This is a genomic window from Variovorax sp. J31P179, assembly GCF_030316985.1.
GTDB lineage: Bacteria > Pseudomonadota > Gammaproteobacteria > Burkholderiales > Burkholderiaceae_C > Variovorax > Variovorax ginsengisoli_B.
This window is the reverse complement of record NZ_JASZYL010000003.1, coordinates 518279-537400: the sequence shown is the minus strand read 5'-3', so window position 1 is coordinate 537400 and position 19122 is coordinate 518279. Positions and strand designations below refer to the sequence as shown.

Annotated in this window: 19 protein-coding genes; 2 read left to right on the top strand and 17 right to left on the bottom strand. The window is 69.1% G+C overall.

From position 1 onward, the window contains the following. Window positions 1-42 precede the first annotated feature (42 nt). The 13 genes from hfq to QTI17_RS10665 form a co-directional block, all read right to left on the bottom strand. A complete protein-coding gene (hfq, locus tag QTI17_RS10725; RefSeq protein WP_093123058.1) occupies window positions 43-288 on the bottom strand; it encodes an RNA chaperone Hfq in 246 nt (81 codons plus the stop codon). A 188-nt stretch (window positions 289-476) separates the two neighbouring features. Continuing rightward, window positions 477-1817 carry a ribosome biogenesis GTPase Der gene (gene der, locus QTI17_RS10720; RefSeq protein WP_286507662.1) on the bottom strand — a complete coding sequence of 447 codons (1341 nt, stop codon included), beginning with the start codon at window positions 1815-1817 and terminating at the stop codon, window positions 477-479. Between the two features lie 21 nt (window positions 1818-1838). After that, complete coding sequence (gene bamB, locus QTI17_RS10715) at window positions 1839-2984, bottom strand: outer membrane protein assembly factor BamB (protein WP_286533019.1); 1146 nt, start codon at window positions 2982-2984, stop codon at window positions 1839-1841. Continuing rightward, a complete protein-coding gene (locus tag QTI17_RS10710; RefSeq protein ID WP_286533018.1) occupies window positions 2981-3676 on the bottom strand; it encodes a YfgM family protein in 696 nt (231 codons plus the stop codon). Before QTI17_RS10710 ends, bamB begins: the two co-directional genes overlap by 4 nt. A gap of 3 nt (window positions 3677-3679) precedes the next feature. Continuing rightward, window positions 3680-4981, bottom strand: coding sequence for a histidine--tRNA ligase (gene hisS / locus QTI17_RS10705; RefSeq protein WP_286533017.1), 1302 nt, complete (start codon window positions 4979-4981; stop codon window positions 3680-3682). A 9-nt stretch (window positions 4982-4990) separates the two neighbouring features. Beyond that, window positions 4991-6283, bottom strand: coding sequence for a flavodoxin-dependent (E)-4-hydroxy-3-methylbut-2-enyl-diphosphate synthase (gene ispG, locus QTI17_RS10700; RefSeq protein WP_286533015.1), 1293 nt, complete (start codon window positions 6281-6283; stop codon window positions 4991-4993). A gap of 11 nt (window positions 6284-6294) precedes the next feature. Further along, complete coding sequence (locus QTI17_RS10695; RefSeq protein WP_286533013.1) at window positions 6295-7185, bottom strand: helix-turn-helix domain-containing protein; 891 nt, start codon at window positions 7183-7185, stop codon at window positions 6295-6297. Then, complete coding sequence (pilW, locus tag QTI17_RS10690; RefSeq protein ID WP_286533011.1) at window positions 7178-8011, bottom strand: type IV pilus biogenesis/stability protein PilW; 834 nt, start codon at window positions 8009-8011, stop codon at window positions 7178-7180. The genes QTI17_RS10695 and pilW overlap by 8 nt, the downstream gene beginning before the upstream one ends. A gap of 4 nt (window positions 8012-8015) precedes the next feature. Next, window positions 8016-9164: a dual-specificity RNA methyltransferase RlmN gene (gene rlmN / locus QTI17_RS10685; RefSeq protein ID WP_286533010.1), complete on the bottom strand. Its 1149-nt coding sequence runs from the start codon at window positions 9162-9164 to the stop codon at window positions 8016-8018. Between the two features lie 20 nt (window positions 9165-9184). Beyond that, entirely contained in the window at window positions 9185-9610 is a 426-nt protein-coding gene (ndk, locus tag QTI17_RS10680; protein WP_286524114.1) for a nucleoside-diphosphate kinase, read from the bottom strand. Window positions 9611-9760: 150 nt separating this feature from the next. Further along, a complete protein-coding gene (locus QTI17_RS10675) occupies window positions 9761-11497 on the bottom strand; it encodes a pseudouridine synthase (RefSeq protein WP_286533008.1) in 1737 nt (578 codons plus the stop codon). Further along, on the bottom strand, window positions 11494-12249 hold the full coding sequence (gene scpB, locus QTI17_RS10670) for an SMC-Scp complex subunit ScpB (RefSeq protein WP_286533007.1): 756 nt from the start codon (window positions 12247-12249) through the stop codon (window positions 11494-11496). The genes QTI17_RS10675 and scpB overlap by 4 nt, the downstream gene beginning before the upstream one ends. Before the next feature lie 129 nt (window positions 12250-12378). Continuing rightward, window positions 12379-13404 (bottom strand): RluA family pseudouridine synthase, encoded by a 1026-nt coding sequence (locus QTI17_RS10665; protein WP_503011035.1) that lies wholly within the window; start codon window positions 13402-13404, stop codon window positions 12379-12381. Window positions 13405-13418: 14 nt separating this feature from the next. Here QTI17_RS10665 and QTI17_RS10660 point away from each other — a divergent pair, with 14 nt between their 5' ends. Beyond that, window positions 13419-14228 carry an outer membrane protein assembly factor BamD gene (locus tag QTI17_RS10660; RefSeq protein WP_286533006.1) on the top strand — a complete coding sequence of 270 codons (810 nt, stop codon included), beginning with the start codon at window positions 13419-13421 and terminating at the stop codon, window positions 14226-14228. Between the two features lie 12 nt (window positions 14229-14240). Here the strand turns inward: QTI17_RS10660 and yoaA are convergent, their stop codons facing one another. Then, complete coding sequence (yoaA, locus tag QTI17_RS10655; RefSeq protein ID WP_286533005.1) at window positions 14241-16259, bottom strand: DNA repair helicase YoaA; 2019 nt, start codon at window positions 16257-16259, stop codon at window positions 14241-14243. Next, window positions 16259-16462: a DUF465 domain-containing protein gene (locus QTI17_RS10650; protein WP_286368180.1), complete on the bottom strand. Its 204-nt coding sequence runs from the start codon at window positions 16460-16462 to the stop codon at window positions 16259-16261. The genes yoaA and QTI17_RS10650 overlap by 1 nt, the downstream gene beginning before the upstream one ends. Before the next feature lie 124 nt (window positions 16463-16586). On the opposite strand from QTI17_RS10650, the gene QTI17_RS10645 reads away from it, so the two are divergent. Further along, a complete protein-coding gene (locus tag QTI17_RS10645) occupies window positions 16587-17357 on the top strand; it encodes a PP2C family protein-serine/threonine phosphatase (RefSeq protein WP_286533004.1) in 771 nt (256 codons plus the stop codon). Here the strand turns inward: QTI17_RS10645 and QTI17_RS10640 are convergent. Then, window positions 17344-18024, bottom strand: a complete 681-nt coding sequence (locus tag QTI17_RS10640) for a hypothetical protein (protein ID WP_286533002.1) — start codon at window positions 18022-18024, stop codon at window positions 17344-17346. The genes QTI17_RS10645 and QTI17_RS10640 overlap by 14 nt on opposite strands. Continuing rightward, complete coding sequence (gene zapE / locus QTI17_RS10635; RefSeq protein WP_286507640.1) at window positions 18021-19121, bottom strand: cell division protein ZapE; 1101 nt, start codon at window positions 19119-19121, stop codon at window positions 18021-18023. The genes QTI17_RS10640 and zapE overlap by 4 nt, the downstream gene beginning before the upstream one ends. Window position 19122: the final 1 nt, after the last annotated feature.

Genomic DNA, 19122 nt, shown 5'->3' with positions numbered 1-19122 from the left:
ATGAAAAAAGCGCGGCGGATGAACCGCCGCGCCTCGCGCCGATCAGGCGGCGGTGTCGTCGTTCTCGGCAGCCGAGAAGTTGACGGCCCGACCCGGCACGATGGTGGAGATGGCGTGCTTGTAGACCATCTGGGTCACCGTATTGCGAAGCAACACGACGTACTGGTCGAAGGACTCGATCTGGCCTTGCAGCTTGATGCCGTTGACCAGATAGATCGAAACCGGCACGTGCTCGCGACGCAAGGTGTTCAGGAAGGGGTCTTGAAGAAGCTGCCCTTTATTGCTCACGATATTCTCCGTGTTCAAGAGTTGTTGTTGGACCGGTCACCTTAACACAGCGATTCCGCGCCGCAGCATATAAGCCCCAATGGCCTTCTAAAAATAACGGCACCGAACGCTGGAACTTCCGCGCTCGACGCCCCTCATCGGTGCTCAATGGCCGCCAAGTCACTCGCCGGCGGAGGCCGGCGCCGGGCTCAATCGTCCTTGTCGGCGTAGGGATTGCTGGAGGTCTTGAGCTGGATCCGCAGCGGCGTCCCGACCAGGTCGAATTCCTTGCGGAAACGCCCTTCGAGAAAGCGCTTGTAAGCCTCTGTGACGTGCTCCAGCGAATTGCCGTGGATGATGATGATCGGCGGGTTCATCCCACCCTGGTGCGCATAGCGCATCTTCGGGCGGAACATGCCCGAGCGCTTCGGCGCCTGGAATTGCACCGCTTCGAGCAGCAGACGGGTCAGCACCGGCGTCGACATCTTGCGGGTGGCCGACTTGTGGGCCTGCACGATCGACTGCCACACCGGCCCCAGGCCCTGGCGCTTGATGGCCGAGATGAAGTGCAGCGAGGCGAACTTGAGGAACGGCAGCCGGGTCTCGATCTGGCGCTGGATCTGCTCGCGCTGGTAGCTGTCGACCGCGTCCCACTTGTTGATCGCGATCACCACCGCCCGGCCGCTCTCGAGGATGTAGCCGGCGATGTGGGCGTCCTGGTCGGTCACGCCCTGGGTGGCGTCGAGCAGCAGCAGCACCACGTTGGCCGATTCGATCGCCTGCAGCGTCTTGACCACCGAGAATTTCTCGATCGCCTCGAACACCTTGCCCTTGCGGCGCAAGCCGGCGGTGTCGATCAGCTCGAAGCGCTGGCCATTGCGCTCGAAGGGCACCGAGATCGCATCGCGCGTCGTCCCCGGGAGGTCGAAGGCGACCAGCCGCTCCTCGCCCAGCCAGGTGTTGATCAGGGTCGACTTGCCGACATTCGGGCGGCCCGCGACGGCCAGCTTGATCGGCTTGTTGGGATCTTCCTCGCCCTCTTCCTCGGGCTCGGGCAGCGCCAGCGGTTCGAGCGCGAGCTCGACCAGGTCGCGGATGCCCTGGCCATGGGCCGCCGAGATGCCATGCACCTCGCCGAAGCCGAGTTCGTAGAAATCGACCAGCTTGGTGCCGTCGTGCATGCCCTCGGCCTTGTTGGCCACCAGCACGCAGGGCTTGCCGAGCCGGCGCAGTTCGTTGGCGATGTCGTGGTCCTGGGCCGACAGCCCTTCCCGCGCGTCGACCACGAAGATCACGACGTCGGCCTCGGCCACGGCCTGGCGGGTCTGCTTGGCCATCTCCTTGAAGATGCCGCTGCCCGCATCGGGCTCGAAGCCACCGGTGTCGATGACGATGAATTCGTGCTTGCCCAGGCGGCCGTTGCCGTAGTGGCGGTCGCGCGTGAGGCCCGCGAAGTCGGCGACGATGGCGTCACGCGTCTGCGTCAGGCGGTTGAACAGGGTCGACTTCCCGACGTTGGGACGCCCGACCAGCGCGATGACCGGCTTCATGGAAGGCGTCCTTTCACTTGATTACTCGGGCCGATAGCCGAACACGCCGCCATTGCGGGTGACGACCACGACCGTGTTGCCGGCCAGGACCGGTGTCGCTGCGATGGCCGAGCCATCGGGATTGAGCCGGTTCAGCGGCTTGCCGTCGTCGCGCGACAGCACATGCACCAGACCGGTGGTGTCGCCGACGATCACCGAGCGTCCGACCGCGAGCGGCGCGGTCAGGAGGCGGTACTTGAGCAGGTCGGCCTGCTGCCAGGCCCGTTCGCCGTCGCTGCGGCGCCAGGCCACCACGGCGCCACTGTCCTCGGAACCGAAGATGTAGCGGTCGTCGCCGCCGATGCCGTCGGCACCGACGGCCGGCTTGGTCCACAGCAAGGCGCCGCGCGCCGTATCGACGCAGCCGACGCTGGCGAAATAGGCCCGCGCGCACACCACGTCGCCCTGCCGGCTCACGGTGCCGGTCAGGTCGACCAGGCGCTCGACGTCGTTGGTGCCGCGCGGCGCGGCGATCGGCGACTCCCAGCGCGACGAGCCGTTGGCCGGATTGATGCCCACCAGCCGGCCGCCGACGCCGGCGACCAGGGTGTCGCCCACCGCCAGCAGCACGCCGGGCTTCTTCAGCACCAGGTTCTCGGCGGTGCGCTGCTGCGACCAGAGGCGGCGGCCGCTCTGGCCGTCCCACGCGCTGGTGGTGCGGTCCGCGGCCTGGACGAAGATGCGGCGGCCTGCCACCAGCGGCGGCGTGTAGGCCTGGGCCGTGAGCCGCTCCTTCCAGAGCACCTTGCCGGCCTCCAGGGCCACCAGTTCGCTGTTGGCCGTGACCACCGCCACCAGGCGGCCGTCGCTGCCGACCCCGGCCGCCAGCGGCGCGCCGACGTTCGCGCGCCAGGCTTCGGTGCCGGCGCGGGCGTCGATCACCACCACGGTGCCGTCGGCGCCGGCGACCGCGATCTGGTCGCCGTTGACCACCGTCGCCAGCGGAAACTCGACCTTCGGGATCTTGATGGTCCAGGCCTGCTTGATCCCCATCAGCGCCACGCTGGGCGGCAGTTCGACGGGCTTCGGCCGTGACGTGCCGGAACAGGCCGCCAGCGTTGCGATCAATGCGGCGGCCGCCCCGATGCGCAGGGCGGGCGCCCAAGTCAGGTAACGCTTCAAATTCATGGTGTGGTCTTGGCTGGGGATGCGGCGCTGCCGGCCGCCGGAGCCAGGCTCTTCGGGTCCACGCCGACGGCATTGAGCTTGATCTCGACCAGGCGGCGGTAGTCGGCGCCCGGTTCGAAGGCGGCCAGGGCTTTGAGGTACTCGGCCTTGGCCTCCTCGCGCTTGCCCTGGCTGAGGTAGATGTCGCCCTTGCGATCGGCCGCCAGGGCCTCGAATTCCTTCGGCATCTCGCCGGCGAGCGCCTTCAGGGCCTCGTCGTACTGCTTGGCCTCGAGCAGCTCGCCCGCCAGCCGCAGCTTTGCGACCGCCTGGTAGCCCGGGTCGACCGCATGCTCGGAGACCCATGCCAGCGCCGCACGCGACGCTTCGGCGTTGCCCTTGTCGTTGAGCGCCCGCGCCGCCAGCAGGCCGGCCTGCTGGGCGTAGGCGGTGCCCGCGAACTTGTCCTTCATGTCGGACAGCGCGCGCTCGATGCGGGCGGTGTCGCCGGCCTGCGCGCTGCGCTCGATCTCGTCATAGAGGGCGGAAGCCTGCGCCGCCTTGTTGCGCTGGAAGTACTGCCAGCCGTTCCAGGCGACGAAGGCGCCGGCGGCAAGCAGCACGACCCAGGTGATCAGGGTGCCGTAGGTGTTCCAGAAATGCTTGAGCTGGTCGAGCTGTTCCTGTTCTTCGAGATCGAGATGGGTGGCCATGCGCTATGAATGTTGGGGAGCCGAGGATTGTAGGGTGGCGGCCCAGGCGGCCAGGTCGGTCAGCGCCCGGGTGGTCTGGGCACCGCTGCCGTCGCGCAGCGACTTGACCGTGACCTCGCCGCGGGAGAGCTCGTCGGCGCCGAAGACCAGCGCATGCGCCGCTCCGCTGGCGTCGGCCTTCTTGAACTGCGACTTGAAGCTGCCGAGGCCGTCGGCCGTGGCCGCGTGCATCTGGGCCCGCAGGCCGGCATCGCGCAGCTGCTGCAGGGTGCGCAGCGCCACCGGCATGGCGGCGGCGTCGGGCACCACCGCGTAGACGTCGGGGACCGGCAGCGGGATCGGCGTGCCCTGCTCTTTCACCAGTTCGAGCACCCGTTCGACGCCCAGTGCCCAGCCGACCGCCGGCGCGGGCTTGCCGCCGATCTGCACGATCAGGTCGTCGTAGCGGCCGCCGGCGCAGACCGTGCCCTGCGAGCCGAGGCGGTCGGTCACGAACTCGAAGACGCTGAGGTTGTAGTAGTCCAGCCCGCGCACCAGGCGCGGGTTGATGGTGTAGCCGATGCCGTTGGCGTCGAGGATCGCGCGCAGGCCGTTGAAGTGCGCGAGCGAGGCCTCGCCCAGGAAGTCCATGAGCCTGGGCGCCGACTCGACGACCTCCTTCATGGCCGGGTTCTTGGTGTCCAGGATGCGCAGCGGGTTGCTGTGCAGCCGGCGCTTGCCGTCTTCGTCGAGCTTGTCGGCGTGCTGTTCGAAATGGGCGATCAGCTGCGTGCGGTGCAGCGCCCGCTCGGCCGGCTGGCCCAGGCTGTTGAGTTCGAGCCGAACATCGGTGAGGCCCAGGGCCTTCCAGAGCGCGCTGGCGAGCAGGATCAGCTCGGCATCGACGTCCGGACCGGCGAAGCCCAGGGCCTCGGCACCGATCTGGTGGAACTGCCGGTAGCGTCCGCGCTGCGGCCGCTCGTGGCGGAACATCGGGCCCATGTACCAGAGCCGCTTGCCACCGTCGTACAGCAGCGAATGCTCGGTCACTGCGCGCACCACGCTGGCGGTGTTCTCGGGACGCAAGGTGAGCGCTTCGCCGTTGAGCTTGTCTTCGAAGGAGTACATCTCCTTCTCGACGATGTCGGTGACCTCGCCGATGCCGCGCACGAACAAGGCCGTCTGCTCGAGGATGGGCGTGCGGATGTTGCGGTACGCGTAGCGGCCCATCAGATCGCGCACGATGGCTTCGAGCCATTCCCAGCGCGCCGAATCGGGCGGCAATATGTCGTTCATGCCTTTGACGGCACTGATTTTTTCAGCCATGGATGGAGCTCAGGCGACCTCGGAAGCGATGCCGCTGCCGAAGCGTTTTTGGATGTAGGTTTCGACCAGCTGGTGGAACTCGTTGGCGATGTTGTCGCCGCGCAGCGTGAGGGCCTTCTGGCCATCGATGAAGACCGGCGCCGCCGGCGCCTCGCCGGTGCCGGGCAGGCTGATGCCGATGTCGGCGTGCTTGCTTTCGCCCGGCCCGTTGACGATGCAGCCCATGACGGCCACCTTCATGGTCTCGACACCCGGGTACTTGTTGCGCCAGACCGGCATCTGCATGCGCAGGTAGTCGTCGATCTGCTTGGCCAGTTCCTGGAAGGTGGTGCTGGTCGTGCGCCCGCATCCCGGGCAGGCCGTGACGCTGGGGACAAACACGCGCAGGCCCAGCGCCTGCAGGATCTCATTGGCGATCAGCACCTCCTGGGTGCGCGATTCGCCGGGCTGGGGGGTCAGCGAGACGCGGATCGTGTCGCCGATGCCTTCCTGGAGCAGGATCGAGAGGGCGGTGGCCGAAGCCACCGTGCCCTTGGTGCCCATGCCGGCCTCGGTGAGGCCCAGGTGCAGCGTGTAGTCGCAGCGCCGGGCCAGTTCGCGGTAGACCGAGATCAGGTCCTGCACGCCGCTCACCTTGCAGCTCAGGATGATCTGGTTGCCGGCCATGCCCATCGACTCGGCCAGCTTCGCGGAATCGATGGCCGAGGTCACCAGCGCCTCGTACATGACCGACTTGGCGTCCCAGGGTTCGGCCCGGGCGCTGTTGACGTCCATCAGGCTGGCCAGCAGTTCCTGGTCGAGGCTGCCCCAGTTGACGCCGATGCGCACCGGCTTGTTCCAGCGCATCGCGGCGTCGATCATCTGGCCGAACTGGCGGTCCTTCTTGTCGCCCTTGCCCACATTGCCCGGATTGATGCGGTACTTGCTGAGCGCCTCGGCACACGCCGGATAGTCGGTCAGCAGGCGGTGGCCGTTGTAGTGGAAATCGCCGATCAGCGGCACGTCGATGCCCATGCGGTCGAGCTGCTCGCGGATGTAGGGCACCTGCGCGGCGGCCTCGGGCGTGTTGACCGTGATGCGGACCATCTCGGAGCCGGCGATCGCCAGCTCCTTGACCTGGATCGCGGTGCCGATGGCGTCGACGGTGTCGGTGTTGGTCATCGACTGCACGCGCACCGGCGCATCGCCGCCGACGGTCACGGTGCGCGGCCCCCAGACCACGCTGGCCTGGCGCGAGCGGCGCGGCCGGGGCGCGGCGGGTTCGATCGGCAGGCAGCCGAAGGGGTTCTGGGCATCGGTCATGTCGGGCTCGATCAGGGTTTGACTTCGAAGCGTGCCACGCCGCCGGAACGCGCGAGCGGCGTAAGGTCAAAGGGCTTGCCGCGCACACGCACGTCGACCGCCGACGCCCGGCCGATCACGACCGACAGCGGCAGCGCGCCGGTCAGCCCGACGGTTTCACCGGCCTTGACCGTGCGGCGGATCAATTGCTTGCCGCCCGCCTCGGTCACGGTGATCCAGGATTCGTCGCGGGCGACGAAGACGATCAGGTCGTTGCTCACGGCCGCGGCCGGCGGCTCGGCCACCGCCTGCGCTTCGACCGGCGCGGTGTCGGCCGGCGGCGGCAGCACCGGAGGTGCGCTCGGCGCCGTCGGCTCCACGGCCGCCGCTGCCGGCGTGCCGCTGGCGGTCGTCGTGTCGCTGTGCGAGCCCAGGCCCGCGAACACCGCGCCGACCCGGTCGAAGGCCGACTGCGGCAGCCAGAACAGCACGGCGGCGCCGAGCAGCAGCAGCACGACCACGACCAGCAGCGCCCGCGACGGCAGGCCGCTGGCGCCGGAACCCGAGCGCGGCGCCGCCGATTTCAGGCTCTTGCTGATGGTTCGGTCGGCATCCGCCAATCCGGGCCGCTGCGCACCGGGCAGCTTCGCCAGCACCGGCTGCGGATCGATCCGCAGCGCCCGGCAGACACTGGCCGCGAGCGCGCGCGCGAAAACGGCGTCGGGCAGCGCCTCGATGTTGTCGTCCTCGAGCGCGGCCAGCTTCTGCGGCGACACCTTGAGCGCCGCGGCGACCATGTCGATGTGCAGGCCGTGCGCCTCCCGCGCCTCGCGCAGCATGTCGCCGGCCGACTTGTTCGTGCTGTCGCCACCGACCAGGGGCACCGCGGCCGAAGCCCCGAATTCACTCGCTCGCTCAATCATTGAAATTTCCGCGCTCGTACGCGATCGCCTCCCGCGACTGTGGGAAGCGCCGTTGCAATTGGTCCGCCAACCGCGAGACCGCTTCGCGGTTGCCGAGTTGACGTTCGATCTTGATGCCGAGCCACAGCGACTCGGCGCTGGCCGACGGGCTGTTGTTGACGCGGCGGATGTAGAACTGGGCCCGCTGCCAGTCGTTGCGCTGGGCCAGGATCGAGGCCAGGTTGTAGCCGATCACCGGATTGCCGGCATCGATCTCGTAGGCCTGCATCAGGCTGCGTTCGGCTTCGGGCTTCAGACCGGCCTTGAGCTGGCAGACGCCCTGCGTCATCAGCGTCTTGGCCCGGTCGGTGTAGGTGGCGATGGCGAGCGCGGCCGAGAACTGCTGCTGCGCATCGGCAAAGCGGTTCTGCTGGCACAGCAGCCAGCCGTAGTTGTGCAGCACGTTGGGCTCGCGCGGGTCGAGCGCGATGGCACGGCGGAAGCTGTCTTCGGCCTGGGCCGGGTCGTCGAGCCGCATGTAGACCAGGCCGCGCAGGTTGTAGGCGTCCGGGAAGCTCGGGTCCGCCGCCAGGGCCTGCTTGATCTCGTCGAGCGCCACCGTGGTCTGCCCGGCCTGGAAGTAGCCGACCGCGAGCTCGGTCCGCAGCTTGGCGCGCTTGCGGCCATTGGTTTCGTCGGAGTCCGTCACGATGGCCGCGTCCCTGCCGGGGGAAGTCTGCACCACGCCGTTCCGGGTGTTGACGCAGCCTGCCAGCAGATAGGCTGCAGCGACGCCACAGGACACCTGCAGCAGCAGCGTGCGTGCATTCGGAAACGCCTTGCTCATCGGATCATTGCTCCTCGGCAGTGGGGGTGGCGGCCTGGCGAGAGGCCGGGTGCAGGATCACGGTGCGCCGCTGCGCCATCCGTTCGGCCGCATGGGTGCGGTCTTTCACGTCGCCGGCGAGCTGTCCGCAGGCGGCATCGATGTCGTCGCCGCGCGTCTTGCGCACCGTGGTCACGATGCCCGCTTCGCTCAGCACCTTGGCGAAGGCCAGGACCCGGGGCTGCGGCGAGCGCAGCAGGCCCGAGGCCGGGAATGGGTTGAAGGGAATCAGGTTGAACTTGCAGGACACGCCGGACGAACGCACGAGTTCCAGCAGCTGGCGCGCGTGCTCGGGCTGGTCGTTGACGCCGTCGAGCATGCAGTATTCGAAGGTGATGAAGTCGCGCGGGGCATGCGCGAGGTAGCGCTTGCAGGCCTCGAGCAGTTCGACGATGGGGTATTTGCGGTTGAGCGGCACGAGGTCGTCGCGCAGCGCATCGTTGGGCGCGTGCAGCGACACCGCGAGCGCCACCGGGCAGTCGCCGCCGAGCCGGTCGATCATCGGCACCACGCCCGAAGTCGACACCGTCACGCGGCGCCGCGACAGGCCATAGGCGTTGTCGTCGAGCATCGTGCGCAGCGCCGGCACCAGCGCCGCATAGTTCTGCAGCGGCTCGCCCATGCCCATCATCACGACGTTGGAGATCACGCGCTCGGCGCGGCCCAGGTGCTTGCGCAGGAAATGCTCGGCGAACCACAGCTGGGCCGTGATTTCGCCGGTGGTGAGATTGCGGCTGAAGCCCTGGTGGCCGGTCGAACAGAAGCGGCAGCCGACGGCGCAGCCGGCCTGCGACGACACGCACAGCGTGCCGCGGTCGTCCTCGGGAATGAACACGGCCTCGACCGCATTGCCGTCGCCGACGTCGAACAGCCACTTGATGGTGCCGTCGGCGGATTCGTGCTGCGTGATGACCGGCAGGGCCTCGACCCGGGCGGTGGTCGCGAGCTTCTCGCGCAGCGACTTCGCCAGGTCGGTCATTTGCGCGAAATCGCTGGCGCCCCGCTGGTGGATCCAGCGGAACAGCTGCGTCGCGCGGAAACGCTTTTCCCCCAGCCGTTCGCAGAACGCGGCCAATCCCTCCAGATCGAAGTCGAGCAGGTTGGCCGTGGTCATTGCGTCAGGCGGGCTCGCCCTCAGCGGGCGTAGACGTTCAGGCCGGCGAAGAAGAAGGCGATCTCGACCTGGGCCGTTTCGGGCGCGTCGGAACCGTGCACCGCGTTGGCATCGATGCTGTCGGCGAAGTCGGCGCGGATGGTACCGGGAGCGGCCTTCTTGGGGTCGGTGGCGCCCATCAGGTCGCGGTTCTTGGCGATCGCGTTGTCGCCTTCGAGCGCCTGCACGAACACCGGGCCGGAGATCATGAACTCGACCAGGTCCTTGAAGAAGGGACGCTCCTTGTGGACTGCGTAGAACTGCTCGGCTTCGCTGCGCGACAGGTGGATCAGCTTGGCTGCCACGATCTTGAGGCCGGCGGCCTCGAAGCGGGAGACGATCTTGCCGATGACGTTCTTCGCGACGGCGTCGGGCTTGATGATGGAGAGGGTGCGTTCGATGGCCATGAAAGTGCTTTCTTGAGAGCTTGAATCTGAATGAGTTCCGTCATGGCCGCAACATGCGGGTTGCAAGCCTTGACAAAGCCTCTGATTTTAACCGGCGCGGGAGCATTCCCTCGCCGCGGGCGGGCGAAAGGCCGCGCCGTTTTGCCGAATTCAGCGGCCGCGGCGTCGACCGCCACCACCGCCGCCGCCGCCGCCGAAGTTTCCACCGCCGCCGCCACCGCCGCCGCCGGGTCCACCGCGACGCGGGCCCTGGCGCTGCTCCTTGCGCTGGCGCGAGAAGCTGTCGGTGCCGATGTAGCCGAGCGAGGTCTTCATCGGATCGGGCTGGTTGGCACCGCCGGGGGCGCGGTCGTCACCCGGGCGGCTGCGTCCCTGCGGACCGGGCCCGGGCCCCTGCCCTGGCGGCCGGTCGCCACGGTTGCCGCGGCGCCCCTGGGGCGGGCCCTTGCCGCCGCCGCGGTCCGGGCGCGCACCCGGGCCATGGGCCAGCGGATTCGGGATCGATTCGCGGGCGTCGCCCTGCGCGCCGCCGTTGCGGTTGCCGCGGCGCTTGCGATTGCGGTTGCGCCCGCCGTTGTCCTGGCCCGGCCCCTGGCCCTTGGGCCCGTTGCCGTGCCGGGGGGCGCGTTCGCCGCCACCGCCGGCGGCCTGGAACAGGGCCTGGATGTCGCGCTCGTCGAGCTCCATCCAGGCGCCGCGCTTGAGCCCGCGCGGCAGCACCATCGCGCCGTAGCGGATGCGGATCAGCCGGCTGACGGCATGGCCGACCGACTCGAACAGGCGCCGCACCTCGCGGTTGCGGCCCTCGGAGATGGTGACGCGGTACCAGCAGTTGGAGCCTTCGCCGCCGCCCTCCTCGATGGTGCCGAACTGCGCCATGCCGTCGTCCAGCCGCACGCCTTCGAGCAGCCGCTTCTTCTCCTCGGCACTGAGCGCGCCGAGCACGCGCACGGCGTATTCGCGCTCCAGGCCGAAGCGCGGATGCATCAGCTGGTTGGCGAGTTCGCCCGAACTGGTGAACAGCAGCAGGCCTTCGGTATTCAGGTCGAGGCGGCCGACCGACTGCCACTTGCCCTGCTGCAGGCGCGGCAGCTTGCGGAACACGGTCGGCCGATTCTGCGGGTCGTCGTGCGTGACGACCTCGCCGACCGGCTTGTGATAGGCGATGACGCGCGCCGGCGGCGGCGCGATCCGGTAGCGGATCGGCTTGCCATTGATCTTGACCTGGTCGCCGTACTGGATGCGCTGGCCGATGTGGGCCGGCTCGTTGTTGACCGAGATGCGGCCCTGGAGGATGAGCTGCTCCATTTCGAGCCGCGAGCCCAGGCCGGCCTGCGCCAGCACCTTGTGGAGCTTGGGCGAATCGGCCTCGGGCAGCAGCACGCGCTTGAGCGGCGGCACCTCGGGGCTTTCCTCGTCGGCGTCGAACTGGCCGGAGATCACGTCGGCGAAGCGGATCGGCTCGGGCGGCGGGGCGTTGCGCTGCTCGCGCTCGGCGGCGCGGCGGGCGCGGTCGAGGTCGTCTTCTTCCTCGTCCGGCTCTTCCTCGTCTTCTTCCTCGTCTTCATCCGCCTCGTCACGGGCGCCGGCGACAGGGACCGGCGCGGCCACCACCGGAGCGAGCGGCTGCGGCGGCGGCACGACCTCGGCCACGGCCACGGCCTCCGGCGCCGCGGCCAGGGTGGCCGGCGCGGCCGCTTCGGCCGCGCCCTCCTCCACGGCGGGAGCGTCGACCGGCTGGGCGACGGCCGCCTTGGGCTTGCGGGGGCGACGCTTGCGCGGCGCGGCCTCGCCTTCGGCTGCCGTTACGGGGGTCTCGACCGCGGGCACGTCGGAAGCGGCGTCGGCCGGCAGCGCGGCTGCATCATCAGGATCAATGGGGCTCATGGTCGGGTTCCGGAAGGGGCGGCGGTGGTGTCGGCCTCGTCGGGCGCCGCTTCGGCGTCGACGGGCGCGGGAATGGGGGGGTCGAAAGGCTCGGGGGCAGTCAGGGCGGCAGCCTCGGCCTCGATCTCGATCTCGACCTCGGCCAGGAGCAGCGTTTCGGCCGGCAGGTCCTCGATCGGCAGCGCGGGCTGGTCCTCGCCGGCCGCCTGGCCGAGCGCGTCGATCAGCGCGCCCTGTTGCGCCGGCGTCTCGATCAGCGGCAACTGGTCCAGCGAGGCCAGGCCCAGGTCGTCGAGGAACTGGCGCGTCGTCGCGTAGAGCGCAGGCCGGCCGACGGTTTCGCGATGGCCGATCACCTCGACCCAGTTGCGGTCTTCGAGCTGCTTCAGGATCAGCGAGTTGATCGTGACGCCCCGGATGTCCTCCATGTCGCCCCGCGTGACCGGTTGCCGGTAGGCGATGATCGCCAGCGTCTCGAGGACCGCGCGGGTGTAGCGCGGCGGCTTCTCGGGATGCAGCCGATCGAGGTGGTCGCGCAGTTCGGGCCGGCTCTGGAAGCGCCAGCCACTGCCCACGCTCACGAGCTCCAGGCCGCGCTGCGACCAGTCTTCCTGCAGTTCAAGCAACAGCGACTTGATCGTGTCGGCGCCCAGTTCGTCGTCGAACAGCACGCGCAGTTCGCGCACCGGCAACGGCTGGGTCGAACAGATCAAGGCGGTTTCGAGAATGCGCTTGGCATCCGCCGTATTCATGGTTCGCGTTATCCAGGAAAAGGCGCCTCGAGGACGCTAGTTCAGAAGGATGGAAGGAGGCGCTGCCGGCACGCGGCGAAAAGCAACGCAAAGCCGGCAATCAGGCGGCCGGCGCGGCCCTCGGGACCGTCAGGCGCGATTGTAATCCAGCCCCCACTCGGAGAAACCCTGACGCAGGTCCGGCGGCGGCGGCGAGCGGAACGCCATCGGCTCATGCGTGACCGGATGCGCGAATTCGAGCCTGAAGGCATGCAGCGCCTGCCGCGTCAGGCCGGCTGCGGGCGCACCGCCGTAGAGCGCGTCGCCGACCAGCGGATGCCCGATCGACGCCATGTGGACCCGGATCTGGTGGGTCCGGCCGGTTTCGAGCGTGCAGCGCACCGCGCAGCCCTGCTCGGTGCCGTCGAGCAGTTCGACCAGCGTGCGGGCCGTCTTGCCCGAATGGCGCTCGAGATCGACCACGGCCATGCGCAACCGGTTGCGCGGATCGCGCCCGATCGGGGCGTCGACATGGCGCGTGCGAGCCCCCTGCCAGCTGCGGTGGGCGAGCGCCAGGTACTGGCGCTTGACCTCCCGCGCCGCGATCGACGCCACCAGGGCATCCATCGCCTGGCGGCTGCGCGCCACCACCATCAGGCCGCTGGTGTCGCGGTCGAGCCGGTGCACGATGCCGGCGCGCGGCAGCAGCGCCGCCCGGGGATCGAGCGCCAGCAGGCCGTTGAGCAGCGTGCCGCTCCAGTGGCCCGGCGCCGGATGAACCACCAGACCGACCGGCTTGTCGATGATGCGCAGGTGGTCGTCCTCGTAGAGCACAGCCAGGGCCATGGCCTCGGCCTTGAAGGCCTGGCTCTGCGGCGTCGGCCGCAGTTCGATCTGCCCGGCCTCCCCGGCATGGACGGTCGCCGAAGCCTTGGTCAGCACCCGCCCCTGGATCTCGACCATGCCGGCCTCGATCAACTGCTGCAGGTAGCTGCGCGAGAATTCCGGCACCAGCGCCGCGAGCGCGCGATCGAGCCGCTGGCCATGCTCGGCGGGGCCGATCATGAAGGCGCGGACTTCGCTGGCGGCGGAGAGCTCCACGCCCTCGTCGTGGTCGGCCGCCTCAGGGGCGTCCGCCAGGGGGTCGGCCGATATAATCGAGGGCAACTGTTTCACGAAAGCCTTATCTGATGTTTCGCGCCAAATTATCGGTCGTCCCCGGCTGGCTGGCCTTGTGCGCCGCAGCGTGGCTGGTGGCCGGCTGCTCGACGACCGAAGCCGACAAGACCGCGAACTGGAGCCCCAACCGGATCTACTCCGAAGCCAAGGACGAATCGAACTCCGGCGCCTACGACAAGGCCGTTCCGCTGCTCGAGAAACTCGAAGGCCGCGCCGCCGGCACCCCGCTCGCGCAGCAGGCCCAGCTGGACAAGGCCTACGCCCAATGGAAGGCCGGCGACAAGGTGCCGGCGATCGCCACCCTCGACCGCTTCATGAAGCTGCACCCGGCCAGCCCGGCGATCGACTACGCGCTCTACCTCAAGGGCGTGATCAACTTCAACGACGACCTCGGGCTGTTCTCGTGGATGACCCGCCAGGACCTGTCCGAGCGCGACCAGAAGGCGGCCAAGGAATCCTTCGAGTCGTTCAAGGAACTGGTGACCCGCTTCCCCGAGTCGCGCTACACGCCCGACGCGCGGCTGCGCATGAATTACATCGTCAATTCGCTGGCGCAGTATGAAGTGCACGTGGCGCGCTACTACTACACCCGCGGTGCCTACCTGGCGGCGATCAACCGCGCCCAGCTGGCGCTGTCCGACTACCGCGAAGTGCCGGCACTCGAAGAGGCGCTGTACATCATGTACATGTCCTACGACAAGCTCGGCATGACCGACCTGCGCGACGACGCCCAGCGCGTTCTGACCAAGAACTACCCGCAGAGCGAATACCTCACGCGCGGCTTCCGGGCCAAGGACGATCCCTGGTGGAAGCTCTGGTAGGCCGCTGGCCGTTCATCTCCTGAGCGCGGCGATCTCGGCGTCGAGTTCGGCCTCGCCCTCGATCCTGCGCATCGGCGGCAGCGCGGCCAGCAGGCGCTTGCCGTAGCCCATCGCGACCAGCCGCGTGTCGCAGATCACCAGCACGCCCTGGTCGGATTCGCGCCGTATCAGGCGGCCGGCACCCTGCTTGAGCGAGACTGCGGCCTCCGGCAGCGAATACTCCCCGAAGGCGCTTCGCCCTTGTGATTCGAGCCGCTGCGAACGCGCCTCGACCAAGGGGTCGTTGGGCGGCGGGAACGGCAGCTTGTCGATCACCACCAGCTGCAGCGCATCGCCCGGCGCATCGAAGCCCTCCCAGAACGAGGCCGACGCGACCAGCACGCAGCCTGCCCGGCCCTCGCTGGCGCCTTCGCGGAAGCGGTCCATCAGCACCCGCTTGGGCAGCTCGCCCTGCACCAGCACCTCGGGCCGCTGTCCGGCCTCGAGGCGCTCGAACTGCGACTTCATCGCGTCGCCGATGGTGCGCAGCGCGCGCAGGGTGGTGGTCAGGACCAGCGTGCGTCCGCCCAGGGCGCCGGCGCCCCGTGCCGCCAGCAGTGCCACCTGCTGGCTGTGGGCCGGGTCGTTCGGCTTTGGAAAGACACGCGGCACGAACAGCGCGGCCTGCCGCGCGTAGTCGAAGGGGCTCTGGACCCGGAGCACTTCGGCGTCTTCGAGGCCGCAGGGTTCGGTGAACCAGCGCAGCTTTGGGTCGTCGCCCAGGGTCGCCGAGGTGAACACCCAGGCCCGCCCTTGCGCGTCGTCGTCGTCGCCTTCCTCCGGCTCGGCACCACCGGTCTTGAGCACGCGCGACCGCACCGCCTCGGCGATGTCGAGCGGCGACTCGACCAGCCGCAGCTGCGTGCCCACATCCACCCAGCGCACCGATCCGGGCGCGCAGGCCTCGGCGAAGCGCTCGGCGCGCTGTGCAAGCTGCTGCGCCCGGTCGTGCAGCCGGACGAAATCGGGTGACAGCTCGCTGACCGTATCGAGGCCGCGCGCCGCGTCGGCGAAGGCCTGCTGCAAGGCGCCCAGCGCCTCCTCCCAGGCCGCCGCGGGAACGCCTTCCGGCGCCGGGCCGGCCCAGCGCAGCTTGGCGCCGGGCCATTGCTTGCCGACCGCCAGCCGCAGGTCGCGGGCGCCGCGCTCCACCGCCGCCACCAGCTGCTGCCAGTCGACCAGGCCGCGCGCCTGCTGCAGCCCGGCCGCCAGCATGTCGCGGGCGAAATCGAGCGCCTGCCCGGTGCCGAGCTGGACGCCGAGGAACTGCACGCCGGTCTCGTTGAGCTGGTGCGCCTCGTCGAACACCACCACCCGCACGCTCGGCAGCAGTTCCGCCATGCCCGATTCGCGCACCGCCAGGTCGGCAAAGAACAGATGGTGGTTGATGACCACCACGTCGGCCGCCATGGCCTCGCGCCGCGCCAGGTTGACATGGCAGGGCTTGAACTGCGGACACTGCGCGCCGAGGCAGTTGTCGCGCGTCGACGTGACCAGCGGAATCAGCGGCGAGCGCTCGTCCAGCCCCGGCAGCTCGGCCAGGTCACCGGTGCGGGTGGCCTTGGACCACTGCTCGATCTTGGCCAGCGTGCGCAGCGAGCCGCGCTCCGGCAGCGAGGCGTCGTGGCGCGCGAGGTCGAGCCGGTGCAGGCAGAGGTAGCTGGCCCGGCCCTTGAGCAGCGCGGTGCGCACCGGCAGGCCCAGCGCCGTGACCAGCCGCGGCAGGTCGCGACCGAAGAGCTGGTCCTGCAGCGTCTTGGTGGCGGTCGACAGCAGCACCCGCTCGCCGCTCAGCAGCGCCGGCACCAGGTACGAAAAAGTCTTGCCGACGCCGGTGCCGGCCTCGACCACCAGCACGCCGCCTTGTTCGATGGTGCGCGCCACCGCCAGCGCCATCTGGGTCTGTCCCTCGCGCTCCCGGAACTGGTCGGCGGCATGCGAGAGCACCCCGCCTTGCGCGAAGACCTCGCGCACTTCTTGTTCGAGCGGCATCAGGCGGGCTCTTGGGGGTCGAGCAGGTCGACCAGACGCGCGATCTGGTCGCGCAGCGCCAGCCGCCTCTTCTTCAGCCGCCGCAGCAGCAGTTCGTCCTGCGGCACGACGTCGCCCAGCCGGTCGATCGTGGCATCGAGGTCGGCATGCTCGATCCGAAGTTCGATCAGCTGGCGGGAAAATGAGTGAAGATTGGAGTCCAAGGGCACGCAGTCAAAAAAGCGAAGCGGCGACGGTCCGGCCGGCGCCTGTGTTCGCTCGATAATACGTCTTCGTTCCGTCAGCACCCTCACAACAAGAACCGCGCCATCGGCGCAGCAGCGCCACATGACCCGAGGCTTTCGACTCGCCGCCGCCACCGGTCTCCACAAGGGAGACCGCCCCTACCAGCAAGACCAGGTCCTGGTCGTCACCCACCCCCGCGTGCCGGGCTGCGTGCTGGCGGTCATCGCCGACGGCATGGGCGGGCGCAGCGGCGGACGCAAGGCCTCCGACCAGGTGCTGCTGACCGCGCGCCAGCTCTTCTCCCGCTACAAGCCCGGGCGCGACGAACCCGTCGGCATGCTGCGCCAGCTGCTCGAGGACGCCCACACCGTGATCAAGCTCACGGCGGTGTCCAGCGAGCAGGAGCCGCACAGCACGCTGGCGGCCTTCCTCATGAACCCGGAGGGCGACTGCGCCTGGATCCACGCGGGCGACTCCCGCATCTACCACTTCCACCACGGCCGGCTGGTCAAGCGCACCAAGGACCACTCCTACGTGCAGGTGCTGGTGGACCGCGGCGAAATCGACGAGGACGAGGCCAGCGTGCATCCCCAGGGCAACATCCTGCTCGGCTGCCTCGGCATGAAGTCGACCCCGCCCCCGGTCGACGTCCACCTGATTCCGCGCCTGAAGGCCGGCGACGTGCTGATGGCCTGCAGCGACGGCCTATGGCACTACTTCAGCCCGATCGAGATGGGCGAACTGCTGGCCGAGAAGCCACCGCGCGAAGCCGTCGAACTGCTGGTCGCCGAAGCCCGCAGACGCGCCCACGGCGGCGGCGACAACATCTCGATCGTCGTCGTGAAGCTCGAGGACCTGCCTAAGGACGAGTAGGCGTCGCGGCCGGGTTGGCCGCGGTCCCCGGATCGGGCAGGGGCGCCGAGCGCGGCTTGGTCCGGTCGGCGTTTCGCTTCTGGTTGTCCGCCCGATGCTGGTCGGCCTGCCGCTGCTTGTCTTCGTAGGCCTGGCGTGCAGCCGGCGCTTCGGCGCGGCGGCGCGCCGCCTTCGCCTGCTCCTCGGCATGGGCACGCTGCTTGTCGTCGAACTGGCGCTGCTTCTCGGCCGCTTCGCTGGCTGCCTGGGTGCGGCCGGCCGCATGGTCGGCGGCGCGCTGCTCGCGATCCTGCTGCGACTTCAGCGACTCCTCGCGCTTTGCATCGGCCTCCTTGGCGCGCGCACTGCTGCCCTTTTCGTCGAGCTTGTCGAGTGCCGCCGCGCCGCGGCGCTTGCGCTCCAGGTCATTGATCTCTGCTTCCTGGCGCTTGACGTCGTCGGTGGCCACGCGGCGGCGCTGCCGGCTTTCCTGCAGGCAGCCCTCGACCGCGAACTTCTTGTAGCAGGCGGCCCGGTCGGCATCGTAGCGGGCGCTGATCGCCTTGCGCTCCTCGGCCAGGCGGGCGCGCTCGACATCGATGTCGGCGCCGGCGGCGGTCGCGCTCGACTGCGCCCAGAGCGGCACTGCGGCAAGACCGAACAGCAAGGCAAGGACGATGTTCTTCATGTGAGGCGGGTGTCGACGGTGCGCCGCTCCAGCGCCAGGAACTCGGTCGATTGCATCTCGTTGAGCCGCGACACGGTGCGAGGAAATTCATGGGCCAGGGGCCCTTCGGTATACAACGCCTCGGGCGGGACCTCGGCGGACATGATCAGTTTCACGCGCCGATCGTAGAACACGTCGACCAGCCATGTGAAACGACGTGCTTCAGAGGCCATCCGCACCGGCATGTACGGCACGTCGGAGAGCAGCACGGTGTGGAACTGGGTCGCGATCTCGAGGTAGTCGTTCTGCGAGCGCGGACCGCCGCACAGCGTCTTGAAGTCGAACCAGACCACGCCCCCGGCCTTGCGCCGGGCATGGATCTCGCGCGACTCGATGTGCAGCACCGGATTCTCGTCGGCGCTCTCGGCCAGCCGCTCGAAGGCCTTGCGCATCTCCTTGTCGGCCGCGGCGCCGTTGGGCGTCAGGTAGAGACGCACCTGCTCGAGCGTGCGGCGCCGGTAGTCGGTGCCGTTGTCGACGCTGAGCACCTCCAGCCGCTGGTTGAGCAGCGCGATCGCCGGCAGGATCCGGTCGCGGTGCAGGCCGCCCGGGTAGAGGTCGTCCGGCTTGAAGTTGGAGGTGGTGACGAAGCCCACGCCGTTCTCGAACAACGCCGCCAGCAGCCGGTGCAGGATCATCGCATCGGTGATGTCGGCGACATGGAACTCGTCGAAGCAGATCAGCTTGTAGCGCTTGGAAATCCGCAGGCCCAGCTCGTCCAGCGGGTTGACCGTGCCCTGCAGCTCGGCCAGCTCGCGATGGACCTCGCGCATGAACTCATGGAAGTGCAGCCGCGTCTTGCGCCTGAGCGGGACCGCGTTGTAGAAGCAGTCCATCAGGAAGCTCTTGCCGCGCCCGACGCCGCCGTACATGTAGACCCCGCGCGGAATCTCCGGCCGGTTGATCAGCTTCTTGAAGGCGTTGGAACGCTGCGCCTTGTACTCGCCCCACTCGCGCGCGCAGCGGTCGAGGGCTTCCACGGCGCGCAGCTGCGCGGGGTCGCTTTGGTAACCCCGCGCAGCCAGCTCCGCGTCGTACGCCTGCCTGACAGTAGTCACG